This is a genomic window from Pseudomonadota bacterium (genome assembly GCA_037200975.1).
GTDB lineage: Bacteria > Pseudomonadota > Gammaproteobacteria > Steroidobacterales > Steroidobacteraceae > CADEED01.
Genome location: JBBCGI010000001.1, coordinates 1,723,577 through 1,740,380 on the forward strand (window position 1 = coordinate 1,723,577; position 16,804 = coordinate 1,740,380).

Genomic DNA, 16,804 nt, shown 5'->3' on the forward strand with positions numbered 1-16,804 from the left:
GCGCCAACAAACTACTTTTTATTCGCCGGGAAACGAGCCAGCGTGTAATACGCATCGAGCTGCGCCGGCGCATTTGCGTCGAACAGCGTCTGGGCTGCCAGTCTGGCGTGATAGATGCGCGGCGTCTGGCGCGGATGGATCTGCGGCAGATCGATCGACGCCAGCGTCATCTCGATGCTGCGGCGATCCGCGCCGACCACGAACGCGGTGATCGGCGCTGCGTGCAGGTCCAGTTCCGGCGAGCCGTAGTCCGGCGCGTCGCGATACACCCAGGTTTCCATTGTCAGCGCGGATTTCAGGATCTCCGCGGACACGCCATTGCCGAGCGGCTGCGTGAAAGTCAGCCTGAAGCCCGCGGGCGTCGCGCTCATCGCGACGATTCCGGGCGCGACGGTTTCTCCGTCCCAGCGCACGTGCTGCAGGCTCGCGATCTTGCCGCCCTTCGCCTGCCAGCCGCGGCCGGTCTGGCCCAGCAGCAAACTACCGTCCGGCAGGAATACCGGGCGCATGACGCCGGACTCCAGGTCCTCGAAGAACGGCATCACACTGCCCTGCTCCACGCCGTCGACTTTCTCGGTGACGACGCGCAGCAGGTTCGACTGCGTCTGATCGCCGATCAGCATCTGCCCGTTGAACGGGCCGAACTTGTTCTGCGTGATCCAGGCCGGATTGCCCGGCGAATTCGCGACCCGGTTGTGCGGGAACATGATGACCGGCTGTGCCTTGCGTGCGGCAACCTTTTCCCACTGGATCTCGGGCGAGTCCGGCGTCATGCCGGGCAGATCGACGAGACCGGCGGGATGCCCGTAGAACGCGTCCTTGCGCAGTTCGAACATCTTTGAAGTGCCGACGAAGTCGCCCTGGTTGTCGGTGTACCAGATCCGTCCGTCGGGACCGACGCCGAGACTGGCCGGGCTGCGCATGCCGTTCGCGAACAGCTCGAACTTTCCGTTCGGCTCGACACGAATCGCCCAGCCGTTGAAGCCGCCCCACGTGCCCATCACGTTGCCGCCGGCCGTATAAAACTCGTTGGACGGGCCATGGGCGAGATTGAGCGCGAAGTAGTACGCGCCGTCTTTGCCGCGCACCGGACCGTGCATGTACGTGTGGTAGTTGGAGTGATACGAAAACGCGTCGAACAGCGTCTCGTATTTGTCGGCAAACCCATCCCCGTTGGTATCGCTGATACGCGTGAGCTCGGCCTTCTGCCCAGCCACCACCGTGAGGCCCTTGCCGTCTTCGACCACGACGCCGAGGCTGTCGAACAGCCCCTCAGCGAACATGCGCCATTCGCCATTGACGAGCCGCCAGATGCCGGCATTACGCGTGGCGACGACGATAGTGCCGTCCTTCGCGACCGCCAACCCGAGCGCCTCGAACAGCTGGTCGCGCCCGTAGTTGTCCTTGGGCGGATAGTAGTTTTCGATGCTGTAGCCGGCCGGTAGTTTGGCGCTGGCCGCGGCCTTGACCAGCGGCGCGCGTTTGTACGCGTAGGTGGACGGCGCCGGGCGCCAGGCTTTGGCCGCCACTGTGGTCGTGGCACTCAGCGTGGCGCTCACCTTGCCGACCGGCAGCGTCCAGCGACCGCCCTCGAGCTTGCCGTCGCTGACGGTTGCGCCCACGAGCAACCCGGCGTTCAGCGCGAACGTCTGCGCCGCCTTCAGGTCGCCGCTCACGGCGATCGTCACCTTGCCCTCGCCGGAGATCGTCGTGCCGATCTCGACGACGTTCTTGCCGACGCGGTATTTGAAAACCGGCGCCGCGGTCTTGCTGCGCGAGTCACGCGAGTAACCCAGGAACTGCGCATCGACCGCCGCAATACGCGGCAGCTGGTCTTCCTTGCTATACAACGCCTCGCGCATCGTGGCGAGATCGCCGAATTTCGCTTCCTTGAACGAGAAGTCGATCGTCCTGCCCGCGGCGTTGAGCGGCGCGAGCAGGTATTCGTTCGCGCCGAAATTCAACTCGCGGCTGTCGAAGCCGAGCGCCAGGCCCTTGCCACCGCGATTGGTGAGCTCGCCCGTCATGTCGAGGAAGCCGCCCTGCCAGATCTTCACGATCGCGAGGATGCGCGGGTCGAAGCTGTAGTTCACGCCATCCGGATTGCCGACGTGGATGGCGCGGCCGGAGGTACCGGGCAGCGGGCCGCGTTGCAGCCGCACTTCATCGTTCACGAGCCACTGCAGGCGATCCGCGATGGGATCGTAGGGTGGCTCGGGCGTGACGCCCGCGAGCTTGACGAGCGGGCCGCGCTGGCCCGGTTCGTTCAAGGTCGCGAGGTAATCGCCGATCGCGTCGATCTGCTGATCGGTCAGCACTTCCTTCGCGAACGGCGGCATCACCGGTAGATAGGCTTCCCCTTTGGTCGCGCCGCCCTCGGCGACCGCCAGCTGATCCGCCGGCGCGCGCACCGAGTGATGCAGATACTCGCGGCCGGCCTTGACCTGGAAGCGATGGCCCTCCCCGCCTTCGACGATTTCCCGCGCGCGCGGCTCGGGGCGGAACAGGCCGAACAGGTTCGGGCCGGAGCTCACGGCCGTCGAGTTCGGCTCGACCAGGTGACAGGCGGAACAGCCGACGGAATCGAACGTGTCCTTGCCGAAGGCAACCAGATCGCGCAGATCTTTTTCGTTGGTTTCGCCGCCGGAGACCGCGGGCACCGTCAGCTGCGAAAAATCCGCGGGGTCCTGTTTGAGGTTTCGGACTTCGAATGGCCCCTGCAGCACCACCAGGATCATCGGGCCGCGGAAATCCTCGTTGTCCCAGCGCGCGCCGGCCGTGGGTTTGTCGAACACGACATTCCGCTGCACCGTGGCGCCGGTACGCGCCTCGATACCGAGCGCGTTCTGCTGCTTGTCGAAACCCTCGTCGAAGCGCGGCGCGCGAAAGCGCAGCGAGAAGTTTTGCCAGTCACCGGTGCCCGATAGTTCGAACCCGTAGCGGCCCTGCAGATACAGGTTCGCGCGTGCCCCTTTAGGCGCGCGGTACTCGAACGTGGTGACGCTGTCGGCATACGCCGCGCGCGTGGCCAGTGCGTTGTCGAGCCCGGCCGCGCTCGTTGACAGAATGCCGCCCGCCTGTGTCCACGCTTTGGTATCGCGGAACGGGCCCGCCGTGGTCCCGGCGATCTGCGCCCGCGCGCTGGTGAAACTCGCGAGCGCGGCAATGGTCAGTACTGCCAGCGTGTGGCGGCGAATCTTCAGCATGGAACCCCCTTCGGTGCGGCTACACTAACTGAACCATTTCCCTTCCGAAACCGGGCTGCTTTCAATCAATCATGTCCATTCTCGTACTGCTGATGGCCGCCAGCGGCGCCGCCGGCCCCGCCACATCGGCGCCTGAAATCGTGGTCACCGGTTCGCGCGTCGCGACGCCGGCCGACGACGTCGCCGCGAATATCACCGTGCTCCGGCGCGAAGATTTCGACGTCGAAAAACCCACGCGGCTGTCGGACCTGCTGCGGCGGGTCGCGGGCATACACATCGACCAGGTCGGCGGGCGCGGCGGTACCGGCTCGTTGTACATGCGCGGCGCCGACCCTAACTACACGCTGGTGCTGGTGGACGGCGTGCGTGTCAACGACCCCACGAACGCGCGCGGCGGCTCGTTCGATTTCTCCACCTTCGACGTGGCCGATGTCGAACGCGTGGAGATCGCGCGCGGTCCTTATTCCGCCGTGTATGGCGGCGACGCGCTGGCGGGTGTCATCAACATCGTCACGCGCAAGACGGCGCAGGAGAAATCCCATGCGTCGCTCGACGCCATGGGCGGCGCGTTCGACACGCGCGAGATCAGCCTGCGCGCCGGCGGCCCCGTGGCCGGCGGCAACTGGAATCTCGGCGTGAGCGACAGCAACGAAGGCGAGGTCGTGCGCGGCAATCATTTCGAAGCGCAGCGCGTGTCGGGCAGCTACGACACCGCGTTCGGCGATTCGACCACGCTCAGCGTGTCGGGCCGTTACGCGGATTCGGAACGCGCCAGTTTCCCCGACGACAGCGGCGGTTATGGTTTCGCTGCGATTCGCGACACGGAAAAGCGCGCTGCGCACGAAGCCGTGTTCGGCGCGGCGCTCACCCATCGCGCCGGCGACGCGAGTTTCTCGCTGGCGCTCGGATATTTCGATCGCAACGACCGTATCGATTCGCCCGGCATCGCACCCGGCGTGCGCGATCCGTTCGGCGTGCCGCCGAGCCTCGTTGATTCCAGCATCGAGCGCACATCCGCCACGTTCACGGGCACGCAGAAATTTTCCGACCTCGTCTCGCTGGCCTACGGCGTCGACTGGCTGCGCGAGGCAGGCGTGAGCGACGGTTCGCTCGACTTCGGCGGCGGCTTCGTGTTGCCGACCTCGTTCGAATTGACGCGCACTTCGTGGGCGCCGTTCGCGGAGGTGCGGCTCGACACGCACTTCGGGCTATCCACCCAGGCAGGCGTGCGCGTCGACAAGCCGGATGGAGAGTCTTCCGTGACGAGCCCGCGTGTGCGCGTGGCCTATGAATTCGCGGGCAGCGGCTTCACGCTGGCGGGCGCCTGGGGCAAGGCGTACAAGCTGCCGTCGCTGTACGCGCTCGGCCATCCGCTGGTGGGCAATCCCGATCTCGTGCCGGAGCGCGGCGAGTCGCACGAGCTGGAGCTGTCGCAGACTTTGTCAGGCGGCGCGGCGCGCTGGAGCGCCACGTGGTTCGACGGCGCGTTCCGCAACGCCATCGATTTCGATTCCGGCCCGCCGCCGATGCTGGTCAATCGCAATCGCGTGGATTCGCATGGCGTGGAGCTCGCCGGACAGGTGGCGGTCGGCGAACAGTGGCTGCTGGACGCAAGCGTCACCAATATGAAAAACCGCATCGCCTCGACCGGCGGCGAACTGCGCAACCGGCCCGAGTGGCGCGCGGGCGCGTCGGCGCACTGGATGCCGCTCACCACGTTGCGGTTCTCCGCGGCGGCGACATACGTGGGATCCGCGTTCGATTCGTCGATCGCGACGGGCGACGTGCGGCTGTCGCCGTACACGCGTATCGATGTGAGCGCGGTGTGGCAGCTGTCGCCGCGCTTCGAGACCTATCTCGCCATCGACAATCTCACGGACGAGAAATTCGAAGAGTTCATCGGCAACGAGTCGCGCGGAATCCTGCCGCGCGCGGGCGTGAAATTCAGTCTTTGACGTGAGCTACGGGCGCTTCAAAAAAGAAGGGACAGACTTTTGAGGTCTGTCCCCTTTTGCCGGAAAAGCGGGAGTGTCCCGATTTATTTCTTGAGATCCAGGACCACGGGTTTGTAGCCGCCGCGGCTGCGGAAATACAGGATCAGGCCGAGGTACACGAGGAACATGATGCCCGGCAGGATGGCGATCTTGCGCAGCGCATCGTGTTTCGACTCGCGTTCGGCCGCATCGACCGCGGCTTTCTCATCGCCCGCGAGCGTCGCGCGCTTGGTGGGATCGATGGCGGTATAACCGCCGAAGATGCCGGTGCGATCGATCTTCAGCGTCTCGACCAGCTGCGTGTTGTTCTTCGCATCGTAGGCCGCGACGCCGTGCACCATCTGGCCGTCCAGCACCTTGCCGATCAGCGGGCCGCCGATCACGCCCGCGCCGAGCATGCCGATGCCGGCCACCACGTTCAGCGTGATGGCGCCACCGCGCGGCGACTGCTCGGCCACCACGCCGAGCGAGGTCGGCCAGAAGAACGCCTTGCCGAAGCTGTACACCGTGGCTGCGATCACGATCGCCGCCGCGCCCTTCGAGTTCGACAACAGCAGCAATCCGGCGATCGCGATCAACGCGGAGATGGCCAGCAGACCCAGCGGTGAGAACCGGTGAATCAGCGGGCCTGCGAACAGCCGCAGCACCAGCACGATCGCCATCGCATACACCAGCACCCACCCGGCGTTGACGCCGAGATCGGTCATCGCGGGCGTGAGGATGGAGGTGATCCAGCTGTCCGTGCCGAGCTCGGTGATGGCGAGCGGAATCATCACGAGGATCATCACGATGAACAGCGGCTTGCCAGCCGAACGCGACCACAGGCCATAGCCGAAGGTCAGCGCGGCGATGAGGCCCCACTTGAGCGCGTCACCCCACTCGAACACACGCGCCAGTTCGAACACCATGAGCAGCGCGACGACGAAGGCGCTGACGAAGCCGGCCTCCGCCAGCATCTCGCGGTACGACACACCGGCCGCGACGCGTTCGCTGGGCGGGAACTGGCGTGGCAGCAGCATCACGATGTACGTGACCACCGGGATGAGGATCAGTGCCATCTGGTAACGCCAGCCCATGCCGGCGGGGAACATCATGGCGAGAATGCCGCCGAGCACGAAGCCCGCGGGCCATCCGGCATGCAGACGGTTGAGCCAGGTCGCCTTGTCGTGGCGGAACTCGCGCGCGATCAGCGGGTTGATGCCTGCCTCCACCGCGCCGTTACCCAGCGACAGCACGAAGGTGCCCCAGTACAGCGACCAGTAGCCATCTGCCTGCAGAATGAGGATCAGGCCCAGCACGTGGCACGCCGCGGCGAACCACAGCGTCATCTTGAACCCGATGCGATCGATGATGAGCGACAGCAACACGATGCTGATCGCGAACGGCCACAGGCCGACACCCGCGAGCTCGCCCTTCTGGGTTTCCGACAAACCAAACTCCACCCCCCACGCGTCTATCGAAAACGCGCGGAGGATGAAGCAAAAGGATGTCGCTACCAGCGCGGCGAAACACACCGCGAAAGTTTTCCTGGCCTCGGCTGAAGCCGGCATCGCGCCGGTCATAGTGGCTTCTGTACTCATGCTCCCAACCCCCTCGAACTTCGTATTAGTTAGAGAATCTTCCCGTCGAATATTTCAGATCCGGGTCCAGGCGCTGTTCGCCTGGCCCGATTTCAAAACCGCTTCGATGAATGCCATCACGCGCGTGCCGGTCACGGCATCCGGCGCAAACAGGGACGCCGCCTTGGGCGCGCGGTTCTCGAGCCGCGCGGTCACGCGTTCGGCGAAATCGGTGTAGAGCTGCGAGAAGGCTTCGATGAAACCTTCGGGATGGCCGCCGGGCAAGCCTACTGAACTCGTCGGCGTGCCCGGATCGCCGCGCCGCACGGTCTGCGGCGACGCACCCGCTGCGACGACCAGCAATTCCTCCGGCCGCTCCTGGAACCACTCGATGGAACCCGTCTCGCCGTACACGCGCAACCGGTGTGAATTGAGACGTCCGATGGCCACCTGGCTGGCCCACAAACTGCCGCGCGCGCCGTCGGCGAAACGCAGCAGCACGTTCACGTTGTCGTCGATGACGCGGCCCGGAACAATGGCCGTCACGTCGGCCGCCACTTCCTCGACCTTTGCGCCTGTGACGAACTCGGCCAGTTGAAAGGCATGCGAGCCGATGTCACCCAGCGCGCCCGCGCCGGCTTGTTTGGGATCCGTACGCCAGCTGGCCTGCTTCTGCCCGCTTTTCTCGATGGCGGTCGCAAGCCAGCCTTGCGGGTATTCCACCTGCACGACGCGCAGCGTGCCGATCGCACCATCGGCGATGAGTTGCTTCGCGTGCCGGATCATCGGGTACCCGGTGTAGTTGAACGTCACGCCTAACAAGCGCTGCTTGCGGGCCGCCAGCGCGACCAGCTTTTCGGCATCCGCGAGATTGGTAGTCAGCGGCTTGTCGCAGATGACGTCGAGCCCGGCTTCGAGCAGCGCGGCCGACTGCGGGTAGTGCATGTGATTCGGGGTAACTACCGAAACCACTTCGACGCCGTCGGCCCGTTGGGCCTCGCCCGCGATCAGCGCATCGACGCTCGGATAGGCACGCTCAACATCCACCCCGAGGGCGAGCGCGGAACGCCTGGTTTTCTCGGCATCCGAGGAGAAGGCGCCCGCGACGAGCTGATACCGCCCATCCACACGCGCGGCCATGCGATGTACGGCGCCGATGAAGGCGCCCTCGCCGCCACCGATCATCCCCCAGCGCAATGGCCTCATTTCATGAGGCCCAGCGTCTTGAGCGCGACGGAGGTGTCACCACCGGCCGCGAAATCGTCGAAGGCCTTTTCGGTCACGCGAATGATGTGTTTCTTGATGAACACCGAGCCTTCACGCGCGCCATCTTCCGGATGTTTGAGCGCGCACTCCCATTCGAGCACCGCCCAGCCTTCGAAGTTGTTGGCGGCCATCTTCGAGAAGATGCCGTTGAAGTCGACCTGGCCGTCGCCGAGCGAACGGAAGCGGCCGGCGCGGCCGACCCACGGCGCGTAACCCGAGTACACACCCTGCCGGCCCGTCGGACGGAATTCCGCGTCCTTCACATGGAACATCTTGATGCGGTCTTTGTAGATGTCGATGTACTCGAGGTAGTCGAGCTGCTGCAGCACGAAGTGCGAGGGGTCGTAGAGGATGTTGCAGGCCGTGTGGCCCTTCACGCGCTCGAGAAACATCTCGAACGTGGTGCCGTCGAAAATATCCTCGCCCGGATGCACTTCGAAGCAGCAGTTCTGCCCCTGCTCCGCGAAGATGTCGAGGATGGGCTTCCAGCGCTTTGCGAGCTCGTCGAACGCGGCTTCGATCAGGCCGGGCGGACGCTGCGGCCACGGATATAGATAGGGCCACGCGAGCGCGCCCGGGAATGCGGCGACGTTCTTGAGCCCGAGGTTCTTGCTGGCCTTCGCGACGTATTCCATCTGCTTCACGGCCCAGGCCTGGCGCTTGCCCGGATTGCCGTGCACCTCGGCCGGCGCGAAGTTGTCGAACTGCAGGTCGTAGGCCGGATGCACGGCCACCAGCTGGCCCTGCAGATGCGCGGACAGCTCCGTGGGTTCGATGCCGTGTTTGGCCATCGTGCCTTTCAGCTCATCGCAATACGTCTTGCTCTCGGCGGCTTTCGCCAGATCCATGACGCGCGCGTCCCAGCTCGGCAGCTGCACGCCGATGAAACCGCACTCCTTGGCCCACTTGGCCATGTCGTTGAGATTCTGCAGATGCGGGCCGCCGCCCGCGAACTGCGCCAGGAATACCGCAGGTCCCTTGATGGTCTTCACGCTCGCCTCAGAATTCAGCTAGTTAGACAGTGAGTTTCGACAGGTAGTCGGCGCTGATCCTGGCCGATTCCATGACCGGCCGGATGAACGGCGCTTCCTGCTCGTAGAAGTAGTGCTTCACGCCGTTGGCGTGCGCGGCGCCGATGACCTTCTTCCAGTCGATCGTGCCCTGGCCCACGGCGACGGTGGTCGCCTTGTGCGGATCGGCATCGAGCTTGCCGATGTCCTTCACGTGTAACGCGACGACGCGGCTCTTGTACTTGTTGAGGATGGCGACCGGATCTTCACCCGCGGCCACCGCCCAACCCACATCGAGCTCGATCTTGACGAGGTCGGCATCGGTGGATGCAAACAACGTGTCGAAGCCCGAGTGTTCGCCGAACTTTTTGAATTCGACGTGATGGTTGTGATAACCGAACGTAAGACCGGCGGCCTTCACCTGCTTGCCGAACTTGTTGAACAGATCCGCATTGAGCTTCCAGTCGCCGAGGTCGAGCGCATCCATCTTCTTGCCCCAGTCGAGCTTGGCCTTGGCCGCATCCGACATGGGCGAGGAGCAGATGATGTATTTGAGTCCGAGCGTCTTCGCGTCCGCGATGATCTGGTCCGGGTTGGCCGCAATGAGATCGGCGCCGGCATGAGTGCTGGTCGGGACGAGGCCGATGGATTTCAGCAGCGTGCCGATGTCGGCGGCGCTCCTGCCGTAGTAACCGGCGAATTCGATTTCGCGGAAGCCAAGCGCATGAAGCTGGCGCAGCGTGCCTTCGAGGTCTTTCTCCGCCTCGGCCTTCACGGTCCAGAGCTGGATGCCGAGCGGGATTTTGCTACCGGCCGCGAACGACACATTTGTCATGAGCGATCCCGCGGCCATGCCGGCACCTGCGGACACAAGAAATGAACGACGGCTCAACATCTTGGACCCCCTCGAATGATCTGGACGCGGGAGTACAAGCCATCACACCGGGGGTCGTCAAGCAGGCCGGGGGCTGCTTTGTCCTGCCAAACTCATTCCGCTAGTTGCCCAGACATTCCGCGAGACATTGGCGCAATTCGCCCATTTTGGGCGGCTTGCTCAACACGGCCGAGACCTCTTCCGGAACTTCGCCCGTTGCTATCAACCGCTGCCCCCAGCCGGTCAGCATGATGATGCCCGTCTTCGGCGCCGCCGCCTTGATGGCCGACGCCACCGCCCGGCCGTCGACATGAGGCATGCCGAGATCGGTGATCACCACCGGGAACGGCGTGCCGGCATGCAGCGCGTCCATGAATGCGTCGATGCCGACCTTGCCGCCGTTGGCGGTCTGCACCTGGTGGCCTTCGTTGACCAGCGCCTCGCGCAGCGAGCTCAGCAGCAGCGGGTCGTCGTCGATCAGCAGGATCTTGGTGTGACTCGGAACCTTGCGGATGCGGATGCTGGCGGTCGATTGCGGCGCCGGCGAGCTCAGCGGGAAAACCAGCCGGAAGATCGTGCCGGCGCCGGGCGAGCTCACGATTTCGATGTCGATGCCGTGACGCTGGGTGATGCCGTAGACCATCGCCAGCCCCATGCCGGAGCCGCGTTCACCCTTGGTCGTGAAGAACGGCTCGAGGCAGCGGCGGCGCGTGGCCTCGTCCATTCCGACGCCGGTGTCGACGACGTCGATGAACACCCGGCGCCTCACGCCCTTGCCGGATTCGAGCCGGTGACGCGTGCGCAACGTGAGCGTGCCGCCCTCGGGCATCGCGTCGGTCGCATTCAGCACGAGGTTCACCAGCGCTTCGCGCAATTCGCTTTCGATGCCCATCACCACCGGGTTTTCATCGCCGTCGTCGATCGCCGTTTCGATGAGGGCGCCGCGCTGCTGCGCCATGTCGCTCCAGCGCGCGCGCGTGAGGTCGAGCACCTGCGTCAGCACTTCCTTGACGTTCACCTCGCTCAATTCGAGCTGCGTTTCGCGCTGCCGGTAGAACTCGCCCATGCGCGCCACGGTGTGCGCGACATCGCCGGTGGCGCGCTGGATGATCTCGAGCTGCTTGCGCGCCCGCTCGCTGAAGCCGGTTTCGTGGGTCAGGATCGATTCGACGTACAACACCACCGGTGAGATGGCGTTGTTGATGTCGTGCGCGATGCCGCTCGCCATCTGGCCGAGCGCGCGCAGCCGTTCCTGTTGCATGACCGCGCTCTGCGAGAGCTGCAGGTCGTCGTAGGCCTGCTTCAGTGCCTGGTGGAGCTGCGCATGATTCGCGGCCAGCGACACGTGGTCGCAGAGCTGGCGCAGGAACTCGCACTCGGCGCTGCTGAATGCGTTCGGCGCGCGCCGCGCGGCGATCAGCACGCCGAACACGCCGCTGCGCTGCTCCACCATCAGCGGGACGGCCACGAACGATCGCAGCCCCGCGCGCGCCAGCCGCTGTGGAAACGGGAATTCGACCTCGGTGATGTCGGGCTCGTACACCTGCTGTCCCGACACGCAGCGCGACAGCCCGTTCTCGTCGATCTCGATGCGCGAACGCTCGGTCATGGCGAGATCGAGCGCCAGCGCGGCGCTGCCCGCACCGACGCGGCTCACCGTGAGTATCCCGGCGCGATGGTCGTAGTCGCACAGCGTCGCGAAATCGACCGGCAGATGTTCTTCCACGCTGCGCACCACCACCTGGAAGATGCTGGCGAGATCCTGCCGCTCGGCGATCGCGCGCGTGATGCGTTCCAGCAGCTCGAGGCGCTCGAGCTGCATGAGCGCGCGCCGCTCGGCCTGCTGGCGCACCTCGGCCTCGCGGCGCAGATCCGCGTTCACCACCTCGATCTCGCGGGTGCGGTCCCGCACCCGAGTCTCGAGCTCCACGTTGCTGCGCACCAGTTCGCGTTCCGCGCGCATGCGCCGCGCGGTGTCGACGGCGCCCATCCGCGCCAGGCTCAGCAGCAGATAGAGCCCGCCGCCGAACACGCCGAAGTGGGCGGTCATCGCGAACTTGCTGGTGGCTTCTTCGGAATACAACATGAGCGCGTTGGCCAGGGCGAGCAGCAGCGCATAAAACGCCAGCGTGTGCGCGATGCGGTCGCCGTGCCGGCGCCGCCAGAAAAACGCACCGGCCAGCAGCCACAACACCGGCACCAGCACCAGTGTGGGACGGATGATGCCGAACCACCCTGGCGAGGAATACCGCGGCAGCAGCTGGAACAACGCGAACAGCATCGCGCCGGCCGACAACACGCACAACGCGAAACCCACCTGCGAGACGCGCGGGTTACGCGCGCTCCACACCGCGGCGCCGAGGCCCAACGGCAGTAGATAGGAGGGCGGCGCCCAGGTACCCGTGCGGAACTGCCGCAGGACCTCGTTGAGCGGCTCGGAAGCGGACGACGGCTCGAGCGCCGCCAGCACGTGCAGCACTTCGAGAATGCCTACCGCCGCGAACACGATGCCGTTGAAGCGCTGCTGCGCCTCGCCCGTCCGCCAGCCCAGGTCCCAGAACAGCAGCGACAACAGGATCGCCAGCAGCGCGATACCGGTGTTGAGAATGGTGTGAAGAGTGGGAAAGGCGCTGACCGGCGCGGAAAACACGGCAATGCCCGCCACCAGGCAGACTCCAAGTGCAACCAAGAAATCCTTTCCGGGCTTCAGCTCTCGATGAACGTCCACTAGTCACTCCCTGTTGCGGACGAGACTACTCCCTGAAATCAATACTAAAGAAGATTGCGCGCGAACGCCCGGCAGTTGATCCTAAGAGGCCCACGTTCTTTTCCCGGAAATCATGAACAATCGCCTCGACCGGCCCGTCGATGCCTCGCGCGATCACGTGTTAGGACCGCCGCGCGCGGAAATCACGCTGGTCGAATACGGCAGCTACGACTGCCCGCATTGCCGCGCGGCCAATGAACGTATCAGCGAAGTGCGCAATCAGCTAGGCGACCGCGTGCGTTATGTATTCCGGCACCGGCCGATCACTGGTAGCGATATCGCGCGGCGCGCGGCGGAGCTCATCGAGCAGGCGCAGACGGCGGACGAATTCTGGAGCGCGCACGTCGCGTTGATGACCCGCTCGCGCACCTTGACCGAGGAAGACCTGGTCGCCGTCGCCGCGGATCTGCGCCTGGAAGAACGCGGCACGAGCGATGTGGATTTCGTCGAACGCGAGGCGAAGGCGCGTGTCGAATCGGACATCGCCAGTTCGCACGCCAGCGGCGTGCGATTCACGCCGACCTTCTTCATCAACAGCCGCCGCTACGATGGTCCGTGGGACGAAGCCTCGTTCACGGATGCCATGCTGGGTTCTCTCGGCCACCGCGTGCGCACGGCCGCGTTGGGTTTCGCAAGCTGGGCGCCGTCCACCGGCGTGATCCTGCTGCTGGCATCTCTGTTAGCCGTCTTCATCACCAATTCTTCCTTCGGCGCGGCGTTCGCGGCCTTCTGGCACACCAACCTGGGCCTGAGCCTGGGTGATGCCGATTTCCGCATGTCGCTCACGCACTGGGTGAACGATGCGTTGCTGACGGTATTTTTCCTGGTGGTGGGTCTCGAGATAAAACGCGAATTTACGGTCGGGCACCTGGCTTCGCGGCGCAGCGCCGCCCTGCCCATCGCCGCAGCGGTGGGCGGCATGGTCGTTCCCGCTCTTATATATGCGGCGCTGGTGCCGGCCGGAAGCTGGCAGAACGGCTGGGGCGTGCCGATGGCCACGGATACGGCGTTCGCGGTGGCGTTGATCGCCATCATGGGCGCGCGCGTGCCGGTGGAGCTGCGCATTTTCCTGACCGCGGCGGCTATTGTCGACGACATCGGGGCCATCATCGTGGTGGCCATTTTCTATTCCGACGCGCTGAACGTCGTCGCGTTGCTGGGAGCGCTGGCGGCAGTGGGCTTCCTGGCGCTGCTCAACCGCTCGGCGGTGTATCGCGTCACACCGTACGTTCTGACCGGCGTGGTGTTGTGGGCCTGCGTCCATGCGGGCGGGCTGCACGCCACGCTCGCCGGTGTGCTGCTGGCGGCGTTCATCCCCACCCGCCCGCCACCTAACTACCTGGCGTTGAGCGCCCAGGCGGACGCCATCCTGTCGGCCGAAGCGGCGCGCGGCGGCGAGCAGTTCCGCGTCGGGCCGTCGGCGCCCGCGCTCGCGCAGCTCGACGCCGTCCACGACCGGCTCGAGTCGCCGGCCGACCGCCTGTTGCGCAATGTCGCCCCGCGTTCGAGTTATCTCGTGCTGCCGGTGTTCGCGTTGGCGAACGCCGGGGTCGTGATCGCCGCGGAAGTGCTCGGCGGCCATGGCATGTTGATGGCGGCGATCGTCTGCGGCCTCACGATCGGCAAACCCGCCGGATTCATCCTGGCCTCGTGGCTGGCGGTGAAATTCGGCGTGGCCGAGAAGCCGGCCGCCTACTCGTGGCGGCACCTGGCCGGCGCGGGCGCGCTGGCGGGCATCGGCTTCACGATGTCGCTGTTCATCGCCGGGCAGGCGTTCCCGGTCGCGGAAGATTTCGCCGCGGCGAAGATTGCGGTGTTTGCAGCGTCGGTACTTTCGGCCATCATCGGCGTCGCGGTGCTGTGGGGAGCGCCGCCAACCGACAACGACAGGGCCGCAACATGAGCACCGTGATGATCCCCGAACCCGCCGCGGCGCGCGATATCTCGCGCGAATCGCTCGTGCACCAGCTGTACGAAGCCGCCGAGCTCGAACACAACCTGATGTGCACGTATCTGTATGCGGCCTTCAGTCTCAAGACCACGTTGGAAGACGGCCTGACCGCCGCGGAGGCGGAGGCCACGAATCGCTGGCGCCGCTGCATCCTTAAGGTCGCGGTCGAGGAAATGGGGCACCTCACCGCGGTGTGGAACATCACGGCGGCGCTGGGCGGCAGCCCGCGTTTCGGCCGGCTCAATTTTCCGCTCGACACCGGCTCGCTGCCGGCCAACGTGGTAGTTAGACTGGCACCGTTCAGCGAGGCAGTGCTGCAGCATTTCATCTACCTCGAGCGGCCCACCGGCGCGGACGAGCCGGACGGCGCGGGGTTCGCGCCCGAGTTCCAGTTCACGCGTGGCGACGCGCGGCGTCGCGTCACGCCGATGCCGATCGACTACGAGACCGTGGGCGAGTTCTACGAAACCTTGTCGAAGAACCTGGCCGCGTTCGTGGCGCGTGTCGGCGAGAAAGAAGCGTTCTGCGGCGACCGCAACCTGCAAATCTCGCGCAAGGAGATCGATTTCCAGGGTTGCGATCCGGTGATCTGCTCCAAGACCGCGCTGGCCGCGTTCGAGGCCATCATCAGCCAGGGCGAAGGCGCGTTGATCGAGAACGATGAGTCGCATTACTGCCGCTTCATGGAGATCCGCAAGGAGCTGTTGGCGCTGAAGACGGCGAACCCCGCGTTTGCGCCGGCGTTTCCGGCTGCGGTGAACCCGGTGTTGCGCCGGCCGGTGCGGCCGGGCGCGCGCGTGTGGCTCGAGAACGAAGAAGCGGCGGCGACGGTGGATCTCGCCAACACCGCGTACATGCTGATGCTGCGGCTGATCTCGCATTCGTACCTGGTGCCGCGTCCGCATCCGGCCAAGGCGCTGTGCATCGACCTGGGGCTCGGGCTCATGCGCGCGATGACGCCGCTCGCGGAACGTGCCGCGCGCCTGCCCGCGGGGCCTTCGAATCCCACCTGCAACGCCGGCATGTCGTTCACGGCGTTGCGCGACGCGGCGCCGTTACCGCCCGGCGTAAGCGCCGGAAAGTTTTTTCTCGAGCGGCTGCGGGAGCTGACCGTCGGCGCGACGCAGCTCGCGGTGAATGGCGATGCACGCGTGGCGCAGGCGCTGCGGATCCTGAGCGACCTGTTGCAGCGCGCGGAGCGCACCTTCGCCACGATCGAGCAGGATTCGCCCGTCGTCTTGAGCGCGGGCGCGCCGCCGCGGCCGGCGCCCGCGTTGGTTGCCGCCGTACCACCCGCCCCCGCCGGTACCGCCGGCAGCGGCGCGGGGGCGGCGGTCATCGAGCCGGGCAACGTCGCGCCCACGCCGCGCACGGTCGATGAAGTCGACTACATCGAGGGGCGCGATCTCACGCTCATCTATGAAGGCAAGAAGTGCATTCACTCGCGCTTCTGCGTGACGTGGGGGCCGAAGGTCTTCATCGCGAATGTGAAGGGGCCGTGGATCAATCCCGATGCGATGTCCACCGATGCGTTGACCGAGATTGCGCACGTGTGTGTGTCGGGTGCGATTCGATACAAGCGAAAAGATGGCCAGCCGGATGAATCCGCGCCCCCGGTGAACCTGGTCTCCGTGCGTGAAGGCGGCCCGTACGCGATCCGCGCCGATATCCGGCTCGATGGCGCGCCGGCGGGAAGTTACCGCTACACGTTGTGCCGTTGCGGCGCGTCGAAGAACAAACCGTTCTGCGACGGGTCGCATCACGAGATCAACTTCGCCGCCAGCGGCGAGCCACCTACCGGCAAAGCGGACATGTTGCCGGTACGTGACGGGCCGCTGGCGATCGATCCTCTGGTAGATGGGCCGCTGCAGGTGCGCGGGAATATGGAGATCATCAGCGGCACCGGTCGCGTGGTGGCGCGCGTCGAGTCCGCCAAGCTGTGTCGTTGCGGGCATAGCAATACCAAACCTTTCTGCGATGGCAGCCACACGCGAGTCGGCTTCCGGAGTTAAAGGGGACATGCCTATTTTTCGTTCAGAAAAAGGCGTTCAGAAAAAGGGGACAGATCTATTTATGCGCAGCTGGCGGTGCCGGAAAGGTGCCCAGGGGCGCATAAATAGATCTGTCCCCTTTTTCTGAACGCCTTTTTCTGAACGAAAAATAGGCATGTCCCCTTT

General features: G+C 65.3%; 9 protein-coding genes. 3 read left to right on the plus strand and 6 right to left on the minus strand.

Annotated features, from left to right (window positions below; genetic code table 11):
• Window positions 1–11: 11 nt before the first annotated feature.
• On the minus strand, window positions 12–3,206 hold the full coding sequence (locus WDO72_07690) for a hypothetical protein (protein MEJ0085547.1): 3,195 nt from the start codon (window positions 3,204–3,206) through the stop codon (window positions 12–14).
• 71 nt (window positions 3,207–3,277) lie between these two features.
• Here WDO72_07690 and WDO72_07695 point away from each other — a divergent pair, with 71 nt between their 5' ends.
• Window positions 3,278–5,161 (plus strand): TonB-dependent receptor, encoded by a 1,884-nt coding sequence (locus tag WDO72_07695; protein MEJ0085548.1) that lies wholly within the window; start codon window positions 3,278–3,280, stop codon window positions 5,159–5,161.
• 83 nt (window positions 5,162–5,244) lie between these two features.
• Here WDO72_07695 and WDO72_07700 read toward each other — a convergent pair whose 3' ends face one another.
• The 5 genes from WDO72_07700 to WDO72_07720 form a co-directional block, all read right to left on the minus strand.
• Window positions 5,245–6,780 carry an MFS transporter gene (locus WDO72_07700; protein MEJ0085549.1) on the minus strand — a complete coding sequence of 512 codons (1,536 nt, stop codon included), beginning with the start codon at window positions 6,778–6,780 and terminating at the stop codon, window positions 5,245–5,247.
• A 54-nt stretch (window positions 6,781–6,834) separates the two neighbouring features.
• Window positions 6,835–7,965 carry a Gfo/Idh/MocA family oxidoreductase gene (locus WDO72_07705; GenBank protein MEJ0085550.1) on the minus strand — a complete coding sequence of 377 codons (1,131 nt, stop codon included), beginning with the start codon at window positions 7,963–7,965 and terminating at the stop codon, window positions 6,835–6,837.
• A complete protein-coding gene (locus tag WDO72_07710; GenBank protein ID MEJ0085551.1) occupies window positions 7,962–9,017 on the minus strand; it encodes a sugar phosphate isomerase/epimerase in 1,056 nt (351 codons plus the stop codon). The genes WDO72_07705 and WDO72_07710 overlap by 4 nt, the downstream gene beginning before the upstream one ends.
• 22 nt (window positions 9,018–9,039) lie before the next feature.
• A complete protein-coding gene (locus WDO72_07715; GenBank protein ID MEJ0085552.1) occupies window positions 9,040–9,930 on the minus strand; it encodes a sugar phosphate isomerase/epimerase in 891 nt (296 codons plus the stop codon).
• A 100-nt stretch (window positions 9,931–10,030) separates the two neighbouring features.
• On the minus strand, window positions 10,031–12,598 hold the full coding sequence (locus tag WDO72_07720) for an ATP-binding protein (GenBank protein ID MEJ0085553.1): 2,568 nt from the start codon (window positions 12,596–12,598) through the stop codon (window positions 10,031–10,033).
• 151 nt (window positions 12,599–12,749) lie between these two features.
• On the opposite strand from WDO72_07720, the gene nhaA reads away from it, so the two are divergent.
• Window positions 12,750–14,579 carry a Na+/H+ antiporter NhaA gene (gene nhaA, locus WDO72_07725; protein MEJ0085554.1) on the plus strand — a complete coding sequence of 610 codons (1,830 nt, stop codon included), beginning with the start codon at window positions 12,750–12,752 and terminating at the stop codon, window positions 14,577–14,579.
• Window positions 14,576–16,639: a ferritin-like domain-containing protein gene (locus WDO72_07730; protein MEJ0085555.1), complete on the plus strand. Its 2,064-nt coding sequence runs from the start codon at window positions 14,576–14,578 to the stop codon at window positions 16,637–16,639. Before nhaA ends, WDO72_07730 begins: the two co-directional genes overlap by 4 nt.
• The last annotated feature ends 165 nt before the right edge of the window (window positions 16,640–16,804 follow it).

Bases quoted from the DNA above. Each gene is read 5' to 3' on its own strand.
- WDO72_07695 (MEJ0085548.1), top strand. From the start codon at position 3,278: ATGTCCATTCTCGTACTGCTGATGGCCGCCAGCGGCGCCGCCGGCCCC.
- WDO72_07705 (MEJ0085550.1), bottom strand. From the start codon at position 7,965: ATGAGGCCATTGCGCTGGGGGATGATCGGTGGCGGCGAGGGCGCCTTC.
- nhaA (MEJ0085554.1), top strand. From the start codon at position 12,750: ATGAACAATCGCCTCGACCGGCCCGTCGATGCCTCGCGCGATCACGTG.
- WDO72_07690 (MEJ0085547.1), bottom strand. From the start codon at position 3,206: ATGCTGAAGATTCGCCGCCACACGCTGGCAGTACTGACCATTGCCGCG.
- WDO72_07715 (MEJ0085552.1), bottom strand. From the start codon at position 9,930: ATGTTGAGCCGTCGTTCATTTCTTGTGTCCGCAGGTGCCGGCATGGCC.
- WDO72_07730 (MEJ0085555.1), top strand. From the start codon at position 14,576: ATGAGCACCGTGATGATCCCCGAACCCGCCGCGGCGCGCGATATCTCG.
- WDO72_07700 (MEJ0085549.1), bottom strand. From the start codon at position 6,780: ATGAGTACAGAAGCCACTATGACCGGCGCGATGCCGGCTTCAGCCGAG.